This is a genomic window from Neoaquamicrobium microcysteis (assembly GCF_008180155.1).
In the GTDB taxonomy this organism is placed as follows: domain Bacteria; phylum Pseudomonadota; class Alphaproteobacteria; order Rhizobiales; family Rhizobiaceae; genus Aerobium; species Aerobium microcysteis.
In genome coordinates this window covers 202713-220001 of the sequence record NZ_VSZS01000066.1, presented here as the reverse complement: position 1 = coordinate 220001, position 17289 = coordinate 202713, and the positions used below count along the sequence as shown (strand labels likewise).

Annotated in this window: 18 protein-coding genes and 1 tRNA gene; 5 read left to right on the top strand and 14 right to left on the bottom strand. The window is 62.6% G+C overall.

Annotated elements, in window-relative coordinates; all coding sequences use genetic code 11:
• Window positions 1-53: 53 nt before the first annotated feature.
• Genes FY036_RS18155 through FY036_RS18145 form a run of 3 tightly spaced genes read right to left on the bottom strand, consistent with a single transcriptional unit; the run spans window position 54 to window position 2612 of the window.
• The gene (locus tag FY036_RS18155; RefSeq protein ID WP_148916170.1) at window positions 54-1406 is read right to left on the bottom strand and encodes a sensor domain-containing phosphodiesterase; all 1353 of its coding nucleotides are present in this window, start codon (window positions 1404-1406) and stop codon (window positions 54-56) included.
• A 16-nt stretch (window positions 1407-1422) separates the two neighbouring features.
• Complete coding sequence (locus FY036_RS18150) at window positions 1423-2124, bottom strand: response regulator transcription factor (protein ID WP_148916169.1); 702 nt, start codon at window positions 2122-2124, stop codon at window positions 1423-1425.
• Window positions 2121-2612 (bottom strand): hypothetical protein, encoded by a 492-nt coding sequence (locus FY036_RS18145; protein WP_148916168.1) that lies wholly within the window; start codon window positions 2610-2612, stop codon window positions 2121-2123. Before FY036_RS18145 ends, FY036_RS18150 begins: the two co-directional genes overlap by 4 nt.
• A 206-nt stretch (window positions 2613-2818) precedes the next feature.
• Between FY036_RS18145 and FY036_RS18140 the strand changes: the two genes are divergently transcribed.
• Complete coding sequence (locus FY036_RS18140) at window positions 2819-5632, top strand: hybrid sensor histidine kinase/response regulator (RefSeq protein ID WP_148916167.1); 2814 nt, start codon at window positions 2819-2821, stop codon at window positions 5630-5632.
• A 128-nt stretch (window positions 5633-5760) separates the two neighbouring features.
• Here the strand turns inward: FY036_RS18140 and FY036_RS18135 are convergent.
• Window positions 5761-5836 (bottom strand) — tRNA-Ile (locus FY036_RS18135).
• Between the two features lie 113 nt (window positions 5837-5949).
• Between FY036_RS18135 and FY036_RS18130 the strand changes: the two genes are divergently transcribed.
• A complete protein-coding gene (locus tag FY036_RS18130) occupies window positions 5950-6678 on the top strand; it encodes an SIMPL domain-containing protein (RefSeq protein WP_148916166.1) in 729 nt (242 codons plus the stop codon).
• A gap of 55 nt (window positions 6679-6733) precedes the next feature.
• Here the strand turns inward: FY036_RS18130 and FY036_RS18125 are convergent, their stop codons facing one another.
• From FY036_RS18125 to FY036_RS18110, 4 genes are all read right to left on the bottom strand, one after another.
• A complete protein-coding gene (locus tag FY036_RS18125) occupies window positions 6734-7105 on the bottom strand; it encodes a hypothetical protein (protein WP_148916165.1) in 372 nt (123 codons plus the stop codon).
• 99 nt (window positions 7106-7204) lie between these two features.
• On the bottom strand, window positions 7205-7786 hold the full coding sequence (locus tag FY036_RS18120; protein ID WP_201744800.1) for a GNAT family N-acetyltransferase: 582 nt from the start codon (window positions 7784-7786) through the stop codon (window positions 7205-7207).
• Window positions 7787-7790: 4 nt separating this feature from the next.
• Window positions 7791-8204, bottom strand: coding sequence for a ketosteroid isomerase-related protein (locus tag FY036_RS18115; protein ID WP_148916164.1), 414 nt, complete (start codon window positions 8202-8204; stop codon window positions 7791-7793).
• A 103-nt stretch (window positions 8205-8307) separates the two neighbouring features.
• Window positions 8308-8754 (bottom strand): YcgN family cysteine cluster protein, encoded by a 447-nt coding sequence (locus FY036_RS18110; protein ID WP_148916163.1) that lies wholly within the window; start codon window positions 8752-8754, stop codon window positions 8308-8310.
• A 166-nt stretch (window positions 8755-8920) separates the two neighbouring features.
• Here FY036_RS18110 and FY036_RS18105 point away from each other — a divergent pair, with 166 nt between their 5' ends.
• A complete protein-coding gene (locus FY036_RS18105) occupies window positions 8921-10705 on the top strand; it encodes an OmpA family protein (RefSeq protein ID WP_148916162.1) in 1785 nt (594 codons plus the stop codon).
• A 242-nt stretch (window positions 10706-10947) separates the two neighbouring features.
• Complete coding sequence (locus FY036_RS18100) at window positions 10948-13065, top strand: DUF294 nucleotidyltransferase-like domain-containing protein (protein WP_148916161.1); 2118 nt, start codon at window positions 10948-10950, stop codon at window positions 13063-13065.
• Here the strand turns inward: FY036_RS18100 and FY036_RS18095 are convergent, their stop codons facing one another.
• The 5 genes from FY036_RS18095 to FY036_RS18075 form a co-directional block, all read right to left on the bottom strand.
• Window positions 13066-13935, bottom strand: coding sequence for an SDR family oxidoreductase (locus FY036_RS18095; protein WP_148916160.1), 870 nt, complete (start codon window positions 13933-13935; stop codon window positions 13066-13068).
• Between the two features lie 90 nt (window positions 13936-14025).
• Complete coding sequence (locus FY036_RS18090) at window positions 14026-14307, bottom strand: HlyU family transcriptional regulator (protein ID WP_148916159.1); 282 nt, start codon at window positions 14305-14307, stop codon at window positions 14026-14028.
• A gap of 94 nt (window positions 14308-14401) precedes the next feature.
• Window positions 14402-14824 (bottom strand): secondary thiamine-phosphate synthase enzyme YjbQ, encoded by a 423-nt coding sequence (locus tag FY036_RS18085; RefSeq protein ID WP_148916158.1) that lies wholly within the window; start codon window positions 14822-14824, stop codon window positions 14402-14404.
• Between the two features lie 6 nt (window positions 14825-14830).
• On the bottom strand, window positions 14831-15445 hold the full coding sequence (locus FY036_RS18080) for a GyrI-like domain-containing protein (protein WP_148916157.1): 615 nt from the start codon (window positions 15443-15445) through the stop codon (window positions 14831-14833).
• An 80-nt stretch (window positions 15446-15525) separates the two neighbouring features.
• Window positions 15526-15951 carry a VOC family protein gene (locus tag FY036_RS18075; RefSeq protein WP_148916156.1) on the bottom strand — a complete coding sequence of 142 codons (426 nt, stop codon included), beginning with the start codon at window positions 15949-15951 and terminating at the stop codon, window positions 15526-15528.
• Window positions 15952-16021: 70 nt separating this feature from the next.
• Between FY036_RS18075 and FY036_RS18070 the strand changes: the two genes are divergently transcribed.
• Complete coding sequence (locus tag FY036_RS18070; RefSeq protein ID WP_148916155.1) at window positions 16022-16624, top strand: TetR/AcrR family transcriptional regulator; 603 nt, start codon at window positions 16022-16024, stop codon at window positions 16622-16624.
• Here the strand turns inward: FY036_RS18070 and FY036_RS18065 are convergent.
• Complete coding sequence (locus FY036_RS18065) at window positions 16604-17146, bottom strand: GNAT family N-acetyltransferase (RefSeq protein ID WP_148916154.1); 543 nt, start codon at window positions 17144-17146, stop codon at window positions 16604-16606. The genes FY036_RS18070 and FY036_RS18065 overlap by 21 nt on opposite strands.
• Window positions 17147-17289: the final 143 nt, after the last annotated feature.

Genomic DNA, 17289 nt, shown 5'->3' with positions numbered 1-17289 from the left:
TACGCTACGGCCCTCAGCAAGGGAGTTCGTGAACCCTCGGCTTGTCCTGCGGTTCAGCGCCCGGACGGGAAACTGATATCAACTGCATCGCACGGCCGGCCGAAGAGAAACCCCTGGCCGTAGTGACAGCCTAGCGCTTGCAGCGCGTTGCGTTCGGCTTGGGTTTCCACACCCTCGGCGACGACGTGCTTTCCCATCGCATTGGCCATGTCGACGATCGCCTTCACGATGGCATGGTCAGCGCCGGAGCCTGTCATGGCACGCACGAAGCTGCCATCGACCTTGATCTGGTCATAGGCGAACTCCTTCAGGTGAACGAGAGACGCAAAGCCAGTGCCGAAGTCGTCGAAGGCAACGATGAAGCCTGCCGCTCGCAGCGCCTCAAGCTGGGCGCCGACATCGCCGCCGTGCTCCGACAGCATCACCCCTTCCGTGACCTCGATCTGGATATCCCTGGGGGATAGTCCTGCCGACCGGGTAACATCCAGAACTTCATCGATGAGGCTTGGGCCGCCAGGAAGCGCGATGAATTGCGAGGAGGAAACGTTGACGGCGATGTGTCCGAAATCGACGCCCGCAGCCCGCCACGCTCTAGCCTGTTCCGTGGTGCTCCGCAGGACGTAACTGCCGATGCGCCTAGAAATCGTCGGTTCGTCGAGCGCTGCAGCAAAGGTCGCCGGACCGATCACGGATCCATCGGGCTTCCTGAGCCTCAGCAAAGCCTCGAATCCCACACGTCGCCCCGTATCGAGCGCTATCTTGGGTTGGAAGTGAAGCGTGAAGATGCCCTTCTCAAGCGCATCCTCCGCGAGAGCCAAGGCCGCCTTCTCCGCTTTTGCGCGACCGAGCCGGGTGGAGTCGATACGGGACAACAGATACCGGTCTTCCGACTGCAGCAGACGTTCTACGGCACACCGTGCCAGCCGATCCAGCAAATCGCGCACGTCGGCGCCGAGGCGCCGCGGCACGCGGTCGAGAACGCAAAGCGAGCCGAGACGAAGCCCTGGCTCTATCTCCAGCGGGACGCCGGCATAGAAGCGGATCCCCTCGCTTCCGGTGACGAAGGGATTGTCGGCGAAGCGAATATCGCGGGTTGCATCCGACACGATGAAGGGTCTCGAAGACCGGATCGTGTAGTCGCAAAAGGCGCTCGCCCTGATGGAGCCGTAGCCTTCGATCCCCCGCTTCGACTTGAACCACTGGCGTTCACCATCGAGCAAGGTGATGAGGCCGATCGGTGTATCGGCGGCATGGCAGGCCGCATCGACCAATGCATCGAGCACGGGGTCCGGGCCGGCCGTCACGATGGAAAGCTGTTTCACCCGTTCGACGCGGGCCGCTTCGTGGCTTCCGCCAGTTCCGCTCCAGTCCGCGGACATCACCTGACGATCAACGCGCTCAAGCATGGTGCCCCTATCCCTGCTATTGTGGGAGATCGCTCAGGCGATAGCCCACGCCCCGGATCGTCTTTATGCAATCGCCGCTTGCGATATCGAGTTCCGCGAGCTTGCCGCGGAGCCGGTTGATGTAGACGTCGATCGTCTTGTCGCGCGGGTCGTGCTCGCGAAAGAGCGCCTGACGCGCAATGCTCGTCTTGTGGCAGTCCTCGCCGGAACTGGCGTAGAGAACCTGCAGTATGCGTCCTTCGAGAGCGGTTAGCGTCCGGCTGGCGCCCTCGAAATCCATTGACAGGCGCTTGATATCGCAATCGATATTGCCGATCCTGAACGCAACGCTCTGTCGCCGGTCGTGGCGGCCCAGCCGCGCCTCATGCACCCGATGGACGCGCGCGCGCAATTCCTTCACGCTGAACGGCTTCATGACGTAATCGTCTGCTCCAACGCTGATGGCATCCGCACGGCTGTCGGCGTCACCGGCTCCCGAGATCATGATGATGGGAACATCGGAACGCGAGCGCGCCGCGCGAAGCAGTTCCAGCCCACTTCCGTCAGGCAGGTTGATGTCGATGAGGATACAGTCGTAGGCGGCGAGTTCGTTCGAGTTTATGAAGCGGTTCGCCTGCCTCACGGATGTCAGGCAATCCAGCCGGTCGCGGGTATCCGACCAGTTCAGCCGCATCATATCAACGACGTCTCGCTGATCGTCGATGATCATTATGTTCATAGCTTTTTCGAATGCTCGGTGAACTGGTCCATGCCTCTTTCCTGTGCGCCATGGGGCAGAGAGGGCATGGGACGCCGCATTGGCTGCGCGCCTTCGCTCGCAGATATGGGTTCCGGCTTGGGGCTTTCCAAGGTGGGAAGCCGCGGCTTCATGCGCGACAGCCGATCGACGAGTTCCGGCTTCAGCAATTTCACGAAGCGAAGATGCAGGAGCCCCAGATCGCGCCGAACCACGATGCAGCCCACGACGACTTCGAACTTGCCGATAACGAGATACAGTTCATCGGGAATCTGCGTCGCCCCTATACGCACGGTCGCATCCCCTTCGCTGATTTCAACGACGAGGCAACGAGCGAACTGCGCTTTGCGCAGCTTCTTGCTGGTGAAGAGGAGATGGCAAAGGAGCCTTGCGCCGCGGCGATACCAGTTGCGGCTGAAGTAATCGGATTCGACGCGGCTCAGATAGGTCGATTTCTTCTTCGTTGTCAAAGGTTGGCCCCGATGCTCACCGAACTCCGCTGCCCCATCAAGGCACGGAACTCCACGGTTGATGCACCGATTAGGCCCACCCTTAATTAAGCGACCGCTTTCCCAAATTTAAAAAGGGTTAAAGTGCCGCGACCACTTATGGATTGCTGCGCCCGCCAAAATTATCGACACGTTTGGGAACACTACTGCCGAGGACGACACAGACCATGCGCGGAGCATACGCAAAAGCCGGAAGCGTCTTTCGCTCGCTGGTGACCTGGCTCAGACATTGTGCAGCGGACCGGATTGTGACCGGATTGCTGATAGGCGGCACAACCGTTCTCGTTCTCGCCCCACCGCCGGATGCCTGGCTTTGGCTGGTCGGAGCCGCTCTCCTGATTGCGGGGGGCATTCGTTACAACCGAGCGCGGCGCAAGCCTCGCGGTCGTCATGAAAACCGGGCGCTTCTCGAAATCGCCAGCAAGGCCGCGAAACTTGGTGGATGGGTGGTGCACCTGCCCGACCGGCGGATCGAGTGGTCGGACGAAACCTGGGCGATCCACGAAAGACCGAAGGGAAAGACGGTCACCCTCGACGAAGGGATCGGCTATTTTGCTCCGGAATGGCGAGACACGATCACGCGGCACTTCGAATCGTGCGTGGCGACCGGGGAGCCGTACGACATCGAGTTGGAGATAATCGACGGCGCGGGCCGGAGAAAATGGGTTCGAGCGATCGGCGTCGCCATCTACGATGACACGGGCCGTGTTTCCCGTATCCAGGGCGCCCTCCAGGATATCGACGAACGCAAGCGGCTGGAGCATGCAGCGATGGATCTTGAACGTCGTTTCGCCGAGTCGATGGAAAACATCAGCGATGCGTTTTTCCAACTCGATACCGATTGGCGCTTCACCTATCTCAACCGCCAGGCCGAGCGCCTGCTTGAGCGCCCGCGTTCGACGCTGCTGGGGCGCCTGATCTGGGAGGAATTCCCGGAAGCCTCGTCAGGTATCATCAGGCAGCACTACGAGCGGGCCGTTCGTGAGAATACGACAGCGGATTTCGAAGTGTTCTACGAGTCGCTGAACGCCTGGTTCTCGGTCACCGCCTATCCGGGGACGGCCGGGTTGACCATCTATTTCCGTGATGTGACGACGCGGCATGCAGACGAACAGCATTTGCATATGCTCGAAATGGCCATCTCGAGGATCGAGGACTTCGTCATCATCACGGACGCGCCCTCGCAGCCCGGGGGCGATCAGAAGATCGTCTATGTCAACGACGCCTTTGTCCGAATCACCGGCTACTCACGCGAGGAGGCGCTTGGCCGTTCCCCGAAATTTCTCCAGGGTCAGCGCACCGACGCCGCAACCATCGATGAGATCAGGCAAGCAATCGCGCTGCCGAGGGCGATCCGGGCTGAAATCATCAACTACACCAGGGACGGGCGCGAATATTGGGTGGGCATGAGCATCGCGCCGATTATCGGCCCGGACGGGCGCGCCACCCATTTCGTCGCCACGGGTCGTGACATCACAGACAGAAAAAGCGCAGCCGAACGGTTGGCCGAAAGCGAAGAACGCTTCTCGATCGTCGCGATGATGACGACGGACGCGATCTGGGACTGGGACATTGCGACCGGTGATGTCCAGTGGAACAGCAACATCGCATCCGTCTTCGGGCATGACGACGTACCCGTCGAGGATGGCTTCCGGATATGGGAAGCCAAGATACATCCGGACGACCGTGCGCGCGTCGTGTCCAGCATACTCGCCGCGATCGATGGGAACGCGAACACTTGGCTGGAAGAGTATCGCTTCCGCCGCGGAACAGGCACCTATGCCGAGGTGCTCGATCAAGGCCATATCATCCGCAATACCGCCGGCACGGCGATCAGGATGGTCGGTGGTGTACGCGACGTGACCGAGACAAGACTGAACGAGGCAAAACGGCTGCAGGCACAGCGGCTGGAAGCGATAGGTCAACTGACAGGCGGCGTCGCCCATGACTTCAACAACCTGCTGACGGTTATCATCGGGACGGCGGAGACCCTGGCCGACGAAATTGCCGACCCGCGCCTTTCCGCGATCGCAAAGCTGAACCACAAGGCCTCCCGGCAAGGCGCCGCCCTCACGCGCCAGCTTCTCACCTTCGCGGGAAGGCAGCCTCTGGAGCCAGCGCCCCTGAGTATCAACAAATCCATCAGGGCCATGGAGGGCTTGCTGGGAACCGCGCTCGGGGAAACGATCATCCTGGGCTTCGAGCTCGATGGGACGGCAGGTCACGTGAGAGCGGATGCGGCGCAACTGGAAGCGTCCATCATGAATCTCTGCATCAATGCCCGCGACGCGATGCCGGCAGGCGGTAGACTGACCATTTCGACGGCGCAGGACGGCAACGATGCTGTCATCCGCATCGCTGACAACGGCATCGGCATGGACGCAGAGACGCGCGCGAAGGCCTTTGAGCCCTTTTTCACGACCAAGCCGTTCGGCAAAGGCAGCGGGCTGGGCCTCAGCATGGTTTACGGCTTCATGCGGCAATCCGGAGGCCGCATCGAAATCCAGTCGGAGCCGGACTACGGCACAACCATTTCACTATTCTTCCCCCGACTGATGTTGGCTGATGCTGTCGCCGAGCCCCCCAGGACCGCGGCGGTGCAGGGTGGGTGCGAGCGTGTTCTCGTCGTCGAGGACGACGAGATGGTGCGTGATTTCGCTTCCGGGACGCTCGTTTCGCTTGGCTATTCCGTCACATGCGCGGGCAATGCGACGGAGGCATTGCGAACCTTGGAAACGGACGGCCCGTTCGATCTGGTATTCTCCGACGTGGTCATGCCCGGCCCGATCGATGGCCGCGCCATGGCAGACGAAATCAGCGCCCGTGATCCGAACCTCCCGGTTTTGCTGACAACAGGCTACGCCGACATCGAGAGCATCGGCGCCACCATGCGTTTCCGGCCACTTGCAAAGCCCTACACACGGCGGCAGCTCGCAGACGCATTGCGGGAAACGATCGACGCTTCGCGCAACAACCAATGAACGCTTCCAGATGAGATGTCGGACAGCTGATGGTCTAGAACGGAAGTATCAACGACTGACCAGACTTCAGACGCTGGGGCCCAAGCAATTGCGCGAAGATTAGGCCCCGCCTCACCGCGACTATGAAATGGTGGGCCCGGAGGGACTCGAACCCCCAACCAAGCGGTTATGAGCCGCCGGCTCTAACCATTGAGCTACAGGCCCCACGCCGCTGACCTAGTTGCTTTTTTGCTTCCGCACAAGACTGCCGCCGCAATCCACCCATAATCGCTTCCTATCCCGGCATGGAGGGACAACCAACCGCATCGGAGATCCAGATGAACCGCAGATATGTGCCGCTGCTGCTTGCCGCCGCGCTTGCCATTCCCCATGCCGCAGCCGCACAGGATATGTCGCAGGCCAACTCTCAGCCTCGAATCATCGTCACCGGTGAAGGCGAGAGTGCCGTGGCGCCGGATATGGCGATCGTTTCGCTTGCGGTGATGCGGGAGGCTGCTACGGCACGTGAGGCGCTCGACGCCAACAACGAGGCGATGGCAGCCGTGATCGAGGCGATGAAGGAAGCCGGGATCGAGGCCCGCGACCTGCAGACAGCCGGCCTTCAGATCAATCCGCGCTATGTCTACCCCCAGAACAACGACGGCGAGCAGCAGCCCCGCATCGTCGCATATCAGGTCTCGAATACGCTAACCGTCCGGGTGCGAGACGTAGCGGCCGTGGGCGAGATCATCGACCGTTCGGTCACGCTGGGCGTCAACCAGGGTGGTAGCATCTCCTTCACCAATGACGACCCGGCGGCAGCGACCACCGAGGCGCGCAAGCGCGCTGTAGAAGACGCGGTCACCCGCGCACGAACGCTTGCCGAAGCAGCAGGCGTCAGCCTTGGCGGCATTGTCGAGATTTCAGAACAGGCCTTCACCCCGCCGCCGGTGCCGATGGGCCAGCGCGCCTACCGCATGGAGGCCGCCGCCGATGCGGTGCCTGTCGAGGCCGGCGAAAACACCTATCGCATCCAGGTGAACGTGACTTTCGAACTCAAGCAGTAAATGAGAAAGGGCCGGCGATGAGCCGGCCCCTTCTTCAAGTGCCTTTCCCGCCGGATCAGCGGATGACCGGGCAGTGATGCCTGTTTGCGAAAGTCACGGATGCATAGCGATAGCCGTGGCCGCGCCCTTCGACGCGAACGGTATGACGGTTTGCGCCAACGACGCGCGCATGACGCAGGCCCATGCGCGAAGCCTTGTGCACCGCCTCACGGGGCGAGCAGCCGCGATAATGGTCCCGGCCGCGGTGATGGCGCCCACGATAGTCGTGCCGGCCGCGATCGTTGAAGTGGAGTCCGACGTTGGGGCCGACATTGCCGAAGCCGAAATAGATGCCGCCGCTCTGCGCCTGGGCGGCTGCCGGCATGGAAGCCAGCGCGCCGAAGCCGATCAGGGCGGAAAGGGCCGCAGTCTTGATGATCTTGAACATGGTGTCTCTCCGTAAGCAATTTGCGTCGATGAACGCGAACTTGCCATCGCGAAGCTGAACCGGCTGCGAACCGCCCGTTCATCGCATGTTCAGGCATCCTCAGAGCCGTTTTGACCAATATTCCATCGGCTTGACGGTCTCTTGGGCTTCACCGACGTCTCGCCAGGAAAAGCTGGTTTCCAGCCCGTCGATGCGTGCGTAGCCACGGCGGCTCCAGAACCCGTCCAGCGGTTGATAGCCTGCCGGCCGCAGAGGATGATCCGCCGGGCGGATAACGGCGGAAAAGACGCAGTTGGCAAACCCGGCCTCGAGTGCTGACGCCTCACGCTCCTCGAAGAAGCGCACCCCGACACCGCGCCCGCGACAGGCTTTCTCAAGGACGGACTCCCCGAAATAGAAGAAATCGGCCGGATCGAGCCCCCTCTCCACGAACGGTCTGCCGAACTCCTCGAAATGATCCGCCAGGGGCGAGGCCGTCGCAGCACCCACCAGCCTGTCCCCGTCCAGCGCGCCGATGACGACGGCGCCCGGCGAAGCTAGGTAAGTTGCAAGATAGCGCCGCTCGTAGTCTGGGTCACCATCGTAGAGATAGGGGAAGTCGCGAAAGACTTCGATCCGAAGACGCGCGAGGTCGTCGAAGGCTGCTTGGACTTCGGAACGGGTCAGCCTTCGCACCTCCACCGCTTCAGCCCTTCGAGACCTGAGCTGTCCAGTCCGAAAGGTTGTAATAGGTCGTCACGCGAGAGATCAGCCCGTCATCGACCTCGAAGAAGATACCGGCAGGCAGCGAATAGGTCTGGCCATTCGCCTCCGGAAGACCCTCTGCCGTGGAAAGGTAGGTTCCGCGCACGGTGAACTCGGCGGCTGCCCGGCCGCCACCCTGGCCGACCATGATCGCAACGTCCGAAAGCTGCTCGCGATAGTGCTTGTCCATCATGCCGAGAAACCAGCGGAACTTGTCCTTGCCGATCTCGCGCCCGCCCTGGTTGATGTCGTGCGCGACATCCTCGGAAAGGCAGGCAAGCATGGCCTCCCGGTCGCCGGCGTTGAAAGCGGCGACATAGCGCTCGATCAGCTTGAGGGTTTCGGCTTCGCTCATGGAAGGTCGTTCCTTATGGTTGGCAGGGTCTGTCTGAACGCGGAACCGGTCATGCGGCCCGCTTGTTGCACCGCGGACCGTCGCGTGCGCGACACCCGCCGCATCAGGGCTCCTCGCTCAGCATGTGGTCGAAATATTCCTCCGGCTCGCCGAGATCGTCTTCGTTGGCGGTCACGCGGCCCCTGACCGATACGCCCGCCTCGTGAACCGTTTCGCGGCTGCCCGATATCAGGTAATGCCACCAGTAGAGGTCATTTCCCTCAGCCACCAGACGATAGGCACAAGTTCGCGGAAGCCACGTGATCGACCGCACCTTCTCGGGCGTGAGGCCGACGCAATCCGGCACGACTTCCAACCGATGAGCATAGTCGCGGCAGGTGCAGCGCCCGGCGTCAAACAGCCGGCAACCCACGCTGGTCCAGTGGATTTCTCCGGTGTCTTCGTCCTCCAGCTTGGCGAGACAGCATTTTCCGCAGCCGTCACAAAGCGCCTCCCATTCGGCGGGAGACATCTCATCGAGCGTCTTCTTCTTCCAGAAAGGCTGCGTCATCGCGCTCGTTTGCGCGCTTGAGGGCGCCGGGTCAAGAACCTGTACGCGCGGCCGCGCTTTTGCCGCGTAATCGCCCGGCTTTCGCCCAAGAGGCTGCAAAAGCGGAACAAACTGCCGCGTTCTAAGTTGCGGTGGCGAACGGGACGATCGTACAGGAGAGAAATTGATGACGAACCGAGCAAGTATTCTTGCAGGCACGGCGCTGGCGCTGGTTATGGCGACCGCGCAGGCGCAGGCCTCGCCGCATGCGGCTGCCGCCAAAACGGTCGAACCCGTCCGGGTCGCACAGCAGGCATCCTCTCAGCTTTTGCTCGCACAGGCGACAGAAGGCGAACTGACGGAAGAAGAACTTCGCCGGCTTCGCGAGCAGGAGGAAGAAGGACAGAGCGAAGAGGAAGCTCCCACAGCCGAAGAAGCGCCGGCTGAAGAGGCACCTGCCGAAGAACCCCCGGTAGAAGAGGCGCCTGCCGACGAAGCCCCGGAAGAAGAAGCACCTGCCGAGGAAGCACCCGCAGAGGAGGCTCCTGCTGATGAAGCACCAGCTGATGAGGCTCCCGCTGAGGAAGCGCCTGCCGAAGAGCCGGTGGAGCCCGAGGCTCCCGCGGTAGAGGAAGAAGCGCCTGCACAGAATGGCCTCCAGTTCGAGCAACCTGCCGAGCCTGAACAGGATATGCAGCCCGAAGCGGAAGAGCCCGCTGAAGAGGCCCCGGCAGCAGAAGACGCCCCTGCGGAAGCAGAACCTGCGCCCGAACCGGAAGCTGAGCAGCCTGCCGAGGGTGGCGGCCTGCAGTTCGAGCAGGAGGAAGCCCCCGCCGCAGAAGAGCAAGCTCCGGCCCCCGACGCCGAAACGGAGATGCAGGAGCCTGCTGAAGGCGAAGCGCCGATCCTCGACAGCCAGAAGGAAGAGGCACCGCAGCCTGAAGCTGGCGGCGAGCAGGCACAGCCTGCGCCGGTCGAAGACGCTGGCCCGCCTCCGACCTCCGACCAGGACGCACAGCAGCTTGAAGAGCCCGTACAGATCGAATCTCTGCGGGCCGAGGAAGGCCGCCGTGTCGAACGTCGCGAGGAACGCGCCGAACGTCGCGAAGGAATGGATGTGCTGCGTGAGATCGGTGATCGCATCGTGATCCAGTTCAACAACCAAACCATCGTGCAGAGCGACGATCGGGAACGTATCGGCCGCGGCGCCGAGGAAGTGTACTATGAGGAACTTCCGCGCGGCCGCTATCGCGAGACGGTGGTCCGCCCGAACGGCGTGCAGGTGGTGACGATCCGCGACCGCTACGGCGACATCGTGCGCCGCTCGCGCATCATGCCGGACGGCACCGAATACGTGCTCGTCTATGCAGACCGTCGCGACCGGGACGAGCGTCGCCAATGGCGTGACCCTGCTCTTGATCTTCCGCCGCTGAGGCTGACTATTCCTCGCGAGGAATACATTCTAGATGCACGAAACGTGCGCAATGAGGATGTATATTACGACTTCCTTTACCAGCCGCCGGTCGAGCCGGTACGCCGCCTCTACACGATCGACGAGGTGAAGTACTCGGCACGCGTTCGCGACAGCGTGCGCCGCATCGACCTCGACACCATAACCTTCGAGTTCGGCTCGGCTTCCATCGCGGAGAGCGAGATCGCGCGGCTGGAAGGCGTGGCTACTGCCATGGAGCGTCTGCTGGATCAGAATCCGGCCGAGACGTTCCTGATCGAGGGTCACACCGATGCGGTCGGCTCGGATGAGGCGAACCTTGCCCTGTCCGACAGGCGCGCGGAGTCGGTCGCCATGGCGCTGACCAACGTGTTCGGCATTCCGCCGGAGAACCTGGTCACTCAGGGTTATGGCGAACGCTACCTGAAGGTCGCGACCGAGGAACCAGAGCGCCAGAACCGCCGTGTCGCGATGCGCCGTATCACGCCGCTGGTGGCACCGGTCGCCTCTGCCCAGCAGTGACAGCTGGCGGACCGCGCATGAGGCCTTTGAAAAGCCATATGCGTATCCCCACATAAAAGTGGTCGGGGCAATAGGCCCCGACCACCAGAGTTCCCTGCCCCATCCCTCTGATCGGGGGATCGTGGCGCGAGGCCCGGCCGGTTTCCCCCTCCCCGGCCGGGCCTTGTCTTATCCGGTATTCGACTTTCTTCCCGGTGACTTGCCCGCCTCGCAATGACACATTGCACGGCAGGAGGAGTTCCATGAAGGCCATAGGCGGAGCGATGCCGCTAGCCGCACTGGATGCGGTCGCGATCGATACCGAAACGACCGGGCTGGATACTGCAAGGGCGCGTATCGTGCAGTTGGCAGGCGTTGCGATTGCCCTCGGCAAGGTGCGATCGGATGATACGTTCGACACTTTTGTCGACCCGGGCGAACCAATCTCGCTTTCCTCGACCGCCATTCACGGCATCGACGACGCTGCCGTCCGCGGCGCGCCGCCCTTTTCAGACGCGCTCCGTGCGTTCCAGTCCTTTTGCGGCGCACGTGTTCTCATCGGCCATTCCATAGGCTTCGATCTCGCCGTGCTGGAAAGCGAGGCGTCGCGGGCAGATCTGCACTGGACCAAGCCGCGCGCGCTGTGCGTTCGCCTGCTTGGCGCGATTGCCAACCCCCGCCTTCCCGAAGAATCGCTTGACACGCTTGCCGGCTGGCTCGGCGTGCGCATTGCCGGCCGGCACAGCGCCATCGGCGACGCGCATGCCGCGGCGGAAATCTTCGTAGCGCTGGTTCCCCATCTGGCCCAGCGCGGGATCCGCACCCTTGCCGAGGCGGAGCGCGCATGCCTCTCTCTGGCATCGCAGCTCGAAAGCGCCCATCGTGCCGGATGGGCCGAACCCGTATCCCGGCCGGACCTGTCGGCCTCGATCAGCCCTGTCGATCCCTACGCATACCGGCACCGCGTGCGCGACCTGATGACGAGCCCCGTCGCCACGATCCGCGAAGATATGGCCGCAAAGGCCGCAATAGACCTGATGACGGAGCGGCGCATCAGCTCCGTCTTCGTGAGTGCTGACGGCGAACCTCTGGGGCCGGTGTCGCAATACGGCATCCTGACCGAGCGGGACGTGATGCGCCGCATCGCTGCCCACGGCGCGGACGCACTCGGGATGAGGGCCGGCGATTTCGCCTCGCGCCCGTTGGCCAGCATATCGGGTGAGGCGTTCGTCTACCGCGCCATCGCCCGCATGGAGCGGCTGAAGATCCGCCACCTGGCCGTCCGTGACGAAAACGAGCGGCTGTCCGGCGTCATCTCGGCGCGCGACCTGTTGCGCCTGCGGGCGGGTTCCGCAATCAGTCTGGACGACGCCATCGGTGCAGCCGCCAGCGCAAGCGAGATGGCCCAGGCCTGGGCAACGCTCCCCGCAGTCGCACGCAGCCTCGCTGCCGAAGATTTGGACGCCCGCCTTGTGGCCGGCGTCGTCAGCGAGGAAATACGCGTCATGACGCGCCGCGCGGCCGAACTCGCTGAAGCGGCGATGAAGGAGGAGGGTCTAGGCGCGCCGCCTTGCCCCTATGCGCTGATGGTGCTGGGCTCTGGAGGACGCGGCGAAAGCCTGCTTGCTCCCGATCAGGACAACGCGATCGTGTTTGCGCAAGGCGAGCCGGACCGGGAGGCAGATCGATGGTTTGCCGATCTGGGGAGCCGCGTTGCCGACATTCTAGATGCTGCGGGCATCCCCTACTGCAAGGGCGGCGTGATGGCGAAGAACGCGCAATGGCGCGGATCGGCTGCCACTTGGCGGGCTCGCATCGCAGACTGGGTCGGGCGATCACGCGCCGAAGATTTGCTCAACGTCGACATCTTCTTCGATCAGCGCCCGGTCCACGGCGACCTCGCCTTGGGGGCGGAACTCTTCGAACATGCCTTTGCGACGGCAACCGACCAGCCCCCTTTTGCCAAGCTGATGGGCGAGAAGCTGTTTTCCGCCCCCAGCCCGTTCACCTTCCTGGGTAATCCGAGGACCAGCGAAGGCCGCATCGACCTAAAGCTTTATGGCCTGTTTCCGATCGTCACCGCCGCACGCGCGCTTGCCATCCGCCACGACATTCGTCGCCGCTCGACGCGAGAAAGGCTTGAAGGGCTTGCGGCGAAAAACCTCGGCAACATGGAGGACATAGCAAGGTTGCTTGAAGCGCACCGGATGTTCGTGACGCTTGTGCTGGAACAGCAGAGCCGCGACCTGGAAGCCGGCGTACCTGTCTCGAACAGGGTGGAGATCGGTACGGTGCCACGCGCAGTGCGAGCCGACCTAAAGATCGCATTGAGGGCTACGCAGACGCTTCCCGATTTCGTTCAGGGACTGATGTTCGGTTGACTAGCCGAAAGTGCGCGCCACCTTCGTGTCCGTCCGCTCGAAAACCTCGTCCGGCACGAAGAAATCCCCTGCGAGCGGGCCGGTCGCGCCGGGCGCATAGACGGAGAAGTCGGTCACCCCTTCCGCACGCAGCACTTCCTCGTCGATGAAGAAATTTCCGGTTGTCTCGCGTGAAGGTCTGGTCAGGATCGCGTGGGCGGCATCCGCCATGATCTGCGGCGAACGGCTCATCGAAGCGACGGCTTCGCCGCCGAGAAGATTGCGCACCGCCGCTGTGTCGATGGCCGTCAACGGCCACAACGAGTTGACCGCGATGCCGTCACGGGCGAACTCCGCGCTCATGCCCAGCGTACACATCGACATCCCGAACTTCGCCATCGTGTAGGCGACATGGTTCTTGAACCACTTGGCCTGCATGTCGAGCGGCGGCGCCAGATTCAATATGTGAGGATTTGCCGCCAACTTCAGATGCTGAATGCACATTTTCGACACAAGGAACGTACCACGCGTGTTGATCTGGTGCATTAGATCGTAGCGCTTCATATCGGTCGCCAGCGTTCCGGTCAGGTTGATCGCGCTTGCGTTGTTAATGCAGATGTCGATGCCGCCGAAGGTCTCGACGGTCTTTTCCACCGCCGCTCCCACCTGCGCTTCCTCGCGGATATCGCACAAAACCGGCATCGCCTTGCCCCCAGCCTTTTCGATTTCTTCCGCGGCCGTGTAGATCGTGCCCGGCAGCTTCGGGTGGGGCTCGGCGGTCTTGGCTGCAATGGTCACGTTTGCGCCGTCACGCGCCGCCCGAAGCGCGATCGCAAGCCCGATGCCGCGCGAGCCTCCCGAGATGAACAGCGTCTTTCCTGCCAGCGACATCAAATCCTCCCCGTCTATTGCCTGCCTGGGCGTGTCAGTTCCCCATCCGAAGTGCCGCCGACCGGCACGCGAACGGCCACCGCGAGCAACTCATTTGAATATCCGGTCGCCCTGCTCGTCGATGATCTGCCGCGCTTTTCGCAACGTCACGTCAATGGCATCGTCCCGGGAGGGAAAGCGGTCTGCCCGGATGAACCGGTGCTCTTTCACCTCGCCGTCGATCTCCTTCGAGATAATGCCGCAGGTCTGGTATTGCCCGCCTTCCGTGAAGGGCGTCGCGCGGATGAGGAACCCCTTGTGCTCCACCGGATCACCGGCAGGCTCAGCGCCACCGGCATCGCCTCCACCAAAGAGCTTTTTCCAGAACGACATCGCCGTCTCCCGTCATCGCCGCGCCAAACGCAGTCTTGTTGTACGATACCCACCTATAACCCCGGCAGCCGGGCAAGGGAAACCGCGATGTGCGTCACGCGCCAAGATGCAGCACCACCTCGCGTCGATGGGGGCTGTCGCGATGCTCGAACAGGTAGATGCCCTGCCATGTGCCCAGCACCATTCGCCCGCCGGAAACGGGAATGGAGAGCGACACGGCCGTCAGTGCGGCCTTGATATGCGCCGGCATGTCATCCGGTCCCTCGGTAGTATGAACCACCCACCGCATCGAGGGGTCGGTGGACGGCGGAACCAGTCGCCGGAAGAACGCATCGAGGTCGCGCCTCACATCCGGATCTGCGTTTTCCTGGATCACCAGCGAGCATGAGGTGTGACGCACGAATACCGTCACCACGCCCGTCTCCGTACCGGCGCCCCGCACGAACGCAGCTACGCGGTCGGTAAATTCGTAGAGGCCGGGGCCTGAGGTGGATAGGGTGAGCGTGCTCTGAGGCATTTGTCCTCACGCAGGCCGCACAGGCTGGCGCAAAATGGTCTTCAGCTTCTCCGGAACCGTCCTGCGCGGGTCGGACAGGTAAATCTCATGATGGCGGCCGGTCTCGGCAAGCCCGTTCTGCGGAATGAACTCGGCATGCAGACGCTGCAATACCGGCCCCTCGTCGTCATAGGAGCCGACGTGCAGTGTCTGGACGCTGAGACCTTCGGCGTAAGTCTCCAGCCGAAGGCTTGCGGGCGGTTCGCCAAGCTTGCCACGCGCCTTGTCGACCGCAACTGCAAACATCTCCTGAGTTATCCAGACAGGTTGCATGACCATCATTGTCCAGTGCCATGCCGCTTTGTCCCGCTTGATGAAACTTTCCGTGTCGTCCGCCCACCACAGCCCCTCCAGCGGCATCACGGCGTAGTCGCGGCCGAGTTCCTTCTTCGACATGAATTTGAGAGGATAGCTGACCGCGTAGAGCCACTCGATCGCATGCGCATAGGCGGGCGATGTGTTCGGGTCACCGCGCCCGTCCACCATCGCGAACTGCATGGCCGGCACGTCCACGATGCTGAATTTTCCCGCCGCCGGCTGCCAAAGCGGCTTCATGGCCTTCTTGAAGTCGATCTTTTCCATGCCGCTGGTCCTCTCGGGGTGCAGCCTATCAAGAACCGGGCGGAAGGTTCTTGCAAGATCGCCGCACCCCAATGCTGACATTACTCCGGCAGCGCCTCGGGTGCATACTGCGCGGCGTAGTCGGCGTTCGGCGGGATCGGCTTGATGATGTCGATCAGCACGCCATTTGGATCGGCGGTGATGAAGTGGCGCTGGCCGAAATCCTCGTCGCGCAGCGAGCGCAGCACCGGCAGGCCGGCAGCCACCAGCCGGTCGTGAATGGCATCCACGTCTTCGACCTCAAAGTTCAGCAGCAGCCCTGACACGCGCCCCCTGCCGACCTCGGGAATCGTCTCGTGGGTGCCGTCGAGAACGGCCAGGTTGATCGTCTCGTCTTCGGTGGACGCAAGATGCACGTACCAGTCGCTCTCGAACAGCACCTTGAAGCTGAAATGCTCTACGTAGAAGGCAGTGGTACCGACGACATCGTCGGTCATGATGACAGGATAGTAGCTGGTGGCTTTCACGGTCTTTCCTTTCCTTCGCTATTAACATACAATCTGCATGTATTTTTCAATTAACATACAGGCTGCATGTATGCAACAGCAAAATTTAAGGCGCCGGTCTAATCGTGAACGCACGGAGGCGACGCGCGGCGCACTCATTTCCGCAGCGCGGGAGCTTTTCGTTGAAAAGTCATATGCGGAAACGGGCACGCCCGAGATCGTAACCGCCGCCGGCGTCACGCGCGGCGCGCTCTATCACCATTTCGCCGACAAGCAGGCGCTGCTGCGCGCCGTCGTCGAGGCGGAATCGCAGGCGGTGGCTGAGGAGATCGAGCGCGACGCGCCGGAGACGATGACCCCGCGCGACGCTCTGCTAAAGGGCGGCGAAGCCTTCCTCCATGCGATGTCGGTGCCAGGCCGCACGCGCCTGCTGCTGCTGGACGGGCCGGCCGTACTCGGCCGAGCCGAGATGGACGAGATCGATGCGCGCTACGGAGGACGCACTTTGAAGCAGGGGCTTGGTCTCGCGATCGAAGCGGGAGACCTGCCCAGCCTGCCGCTTGACGCGCTGGCCGCGCAGCTCGGCGCCATGTTCGACCGTGCGGCACTCGCCATAGAGGCCGGCGCTCCGGCGGACGAGCACCTCAGGGTGCTGGAAGCAGTGATAGGTGGCCTATTCGCGCGACCCCGGTAGCGTCGCGTCGCCCTCGCCCAGCGGCCGCTGCATGAGCACCGTATCCACCCACCGGCCAAGCTTGAAGCCAACGGATTTGAACGTGCCGGTATGCGTGAAGCCCATGCGCTTGTGCAGCGCTATGGAGCCTTCATTTCCGCTGTTGCCGATCACGGCCAGCATCTGCCGCCACGGCCCCGTCTCGCACCGTGCGATAAGCGCGGTGAGCAACCCACTCCCTATCCCATTTCCCGCCAGCCCGTCCTCGACATAGACGGAATCCTCGATGGAGAAACGGTAGGCAGGCCGCGGCCGATAGGCCGTCGCATAGGCATAGCCGACGATGCGGCCTTCAAGCTCCGCGACCAGATAGGGTAGCCCGGCGGCAAGAACCGCTGCTCGGCGCGTCTTCATTTCGTCGACGGAAGGTGGCACTTCCTCAAAGGTTGCCAGGCCGTGCAACACATGATGCGCGTAGATTGCGCAGACCGCGTCCATGTCCGCTTCGGTCGCGTCGCGCACCGACGCGCGGAATTCTGTCATCGGTCTCGATCCTCAAGCTGTTCCTGACTCTGACCGATTTCCGGTCAAGCCAGACCATGCCGCAACGGCCGGGCACACGAAAGCCCGAGCCGGGATGCGCACAGGAAAATCGGCGCCGCTGCGAGGCAGCCACCCTTCGGCCC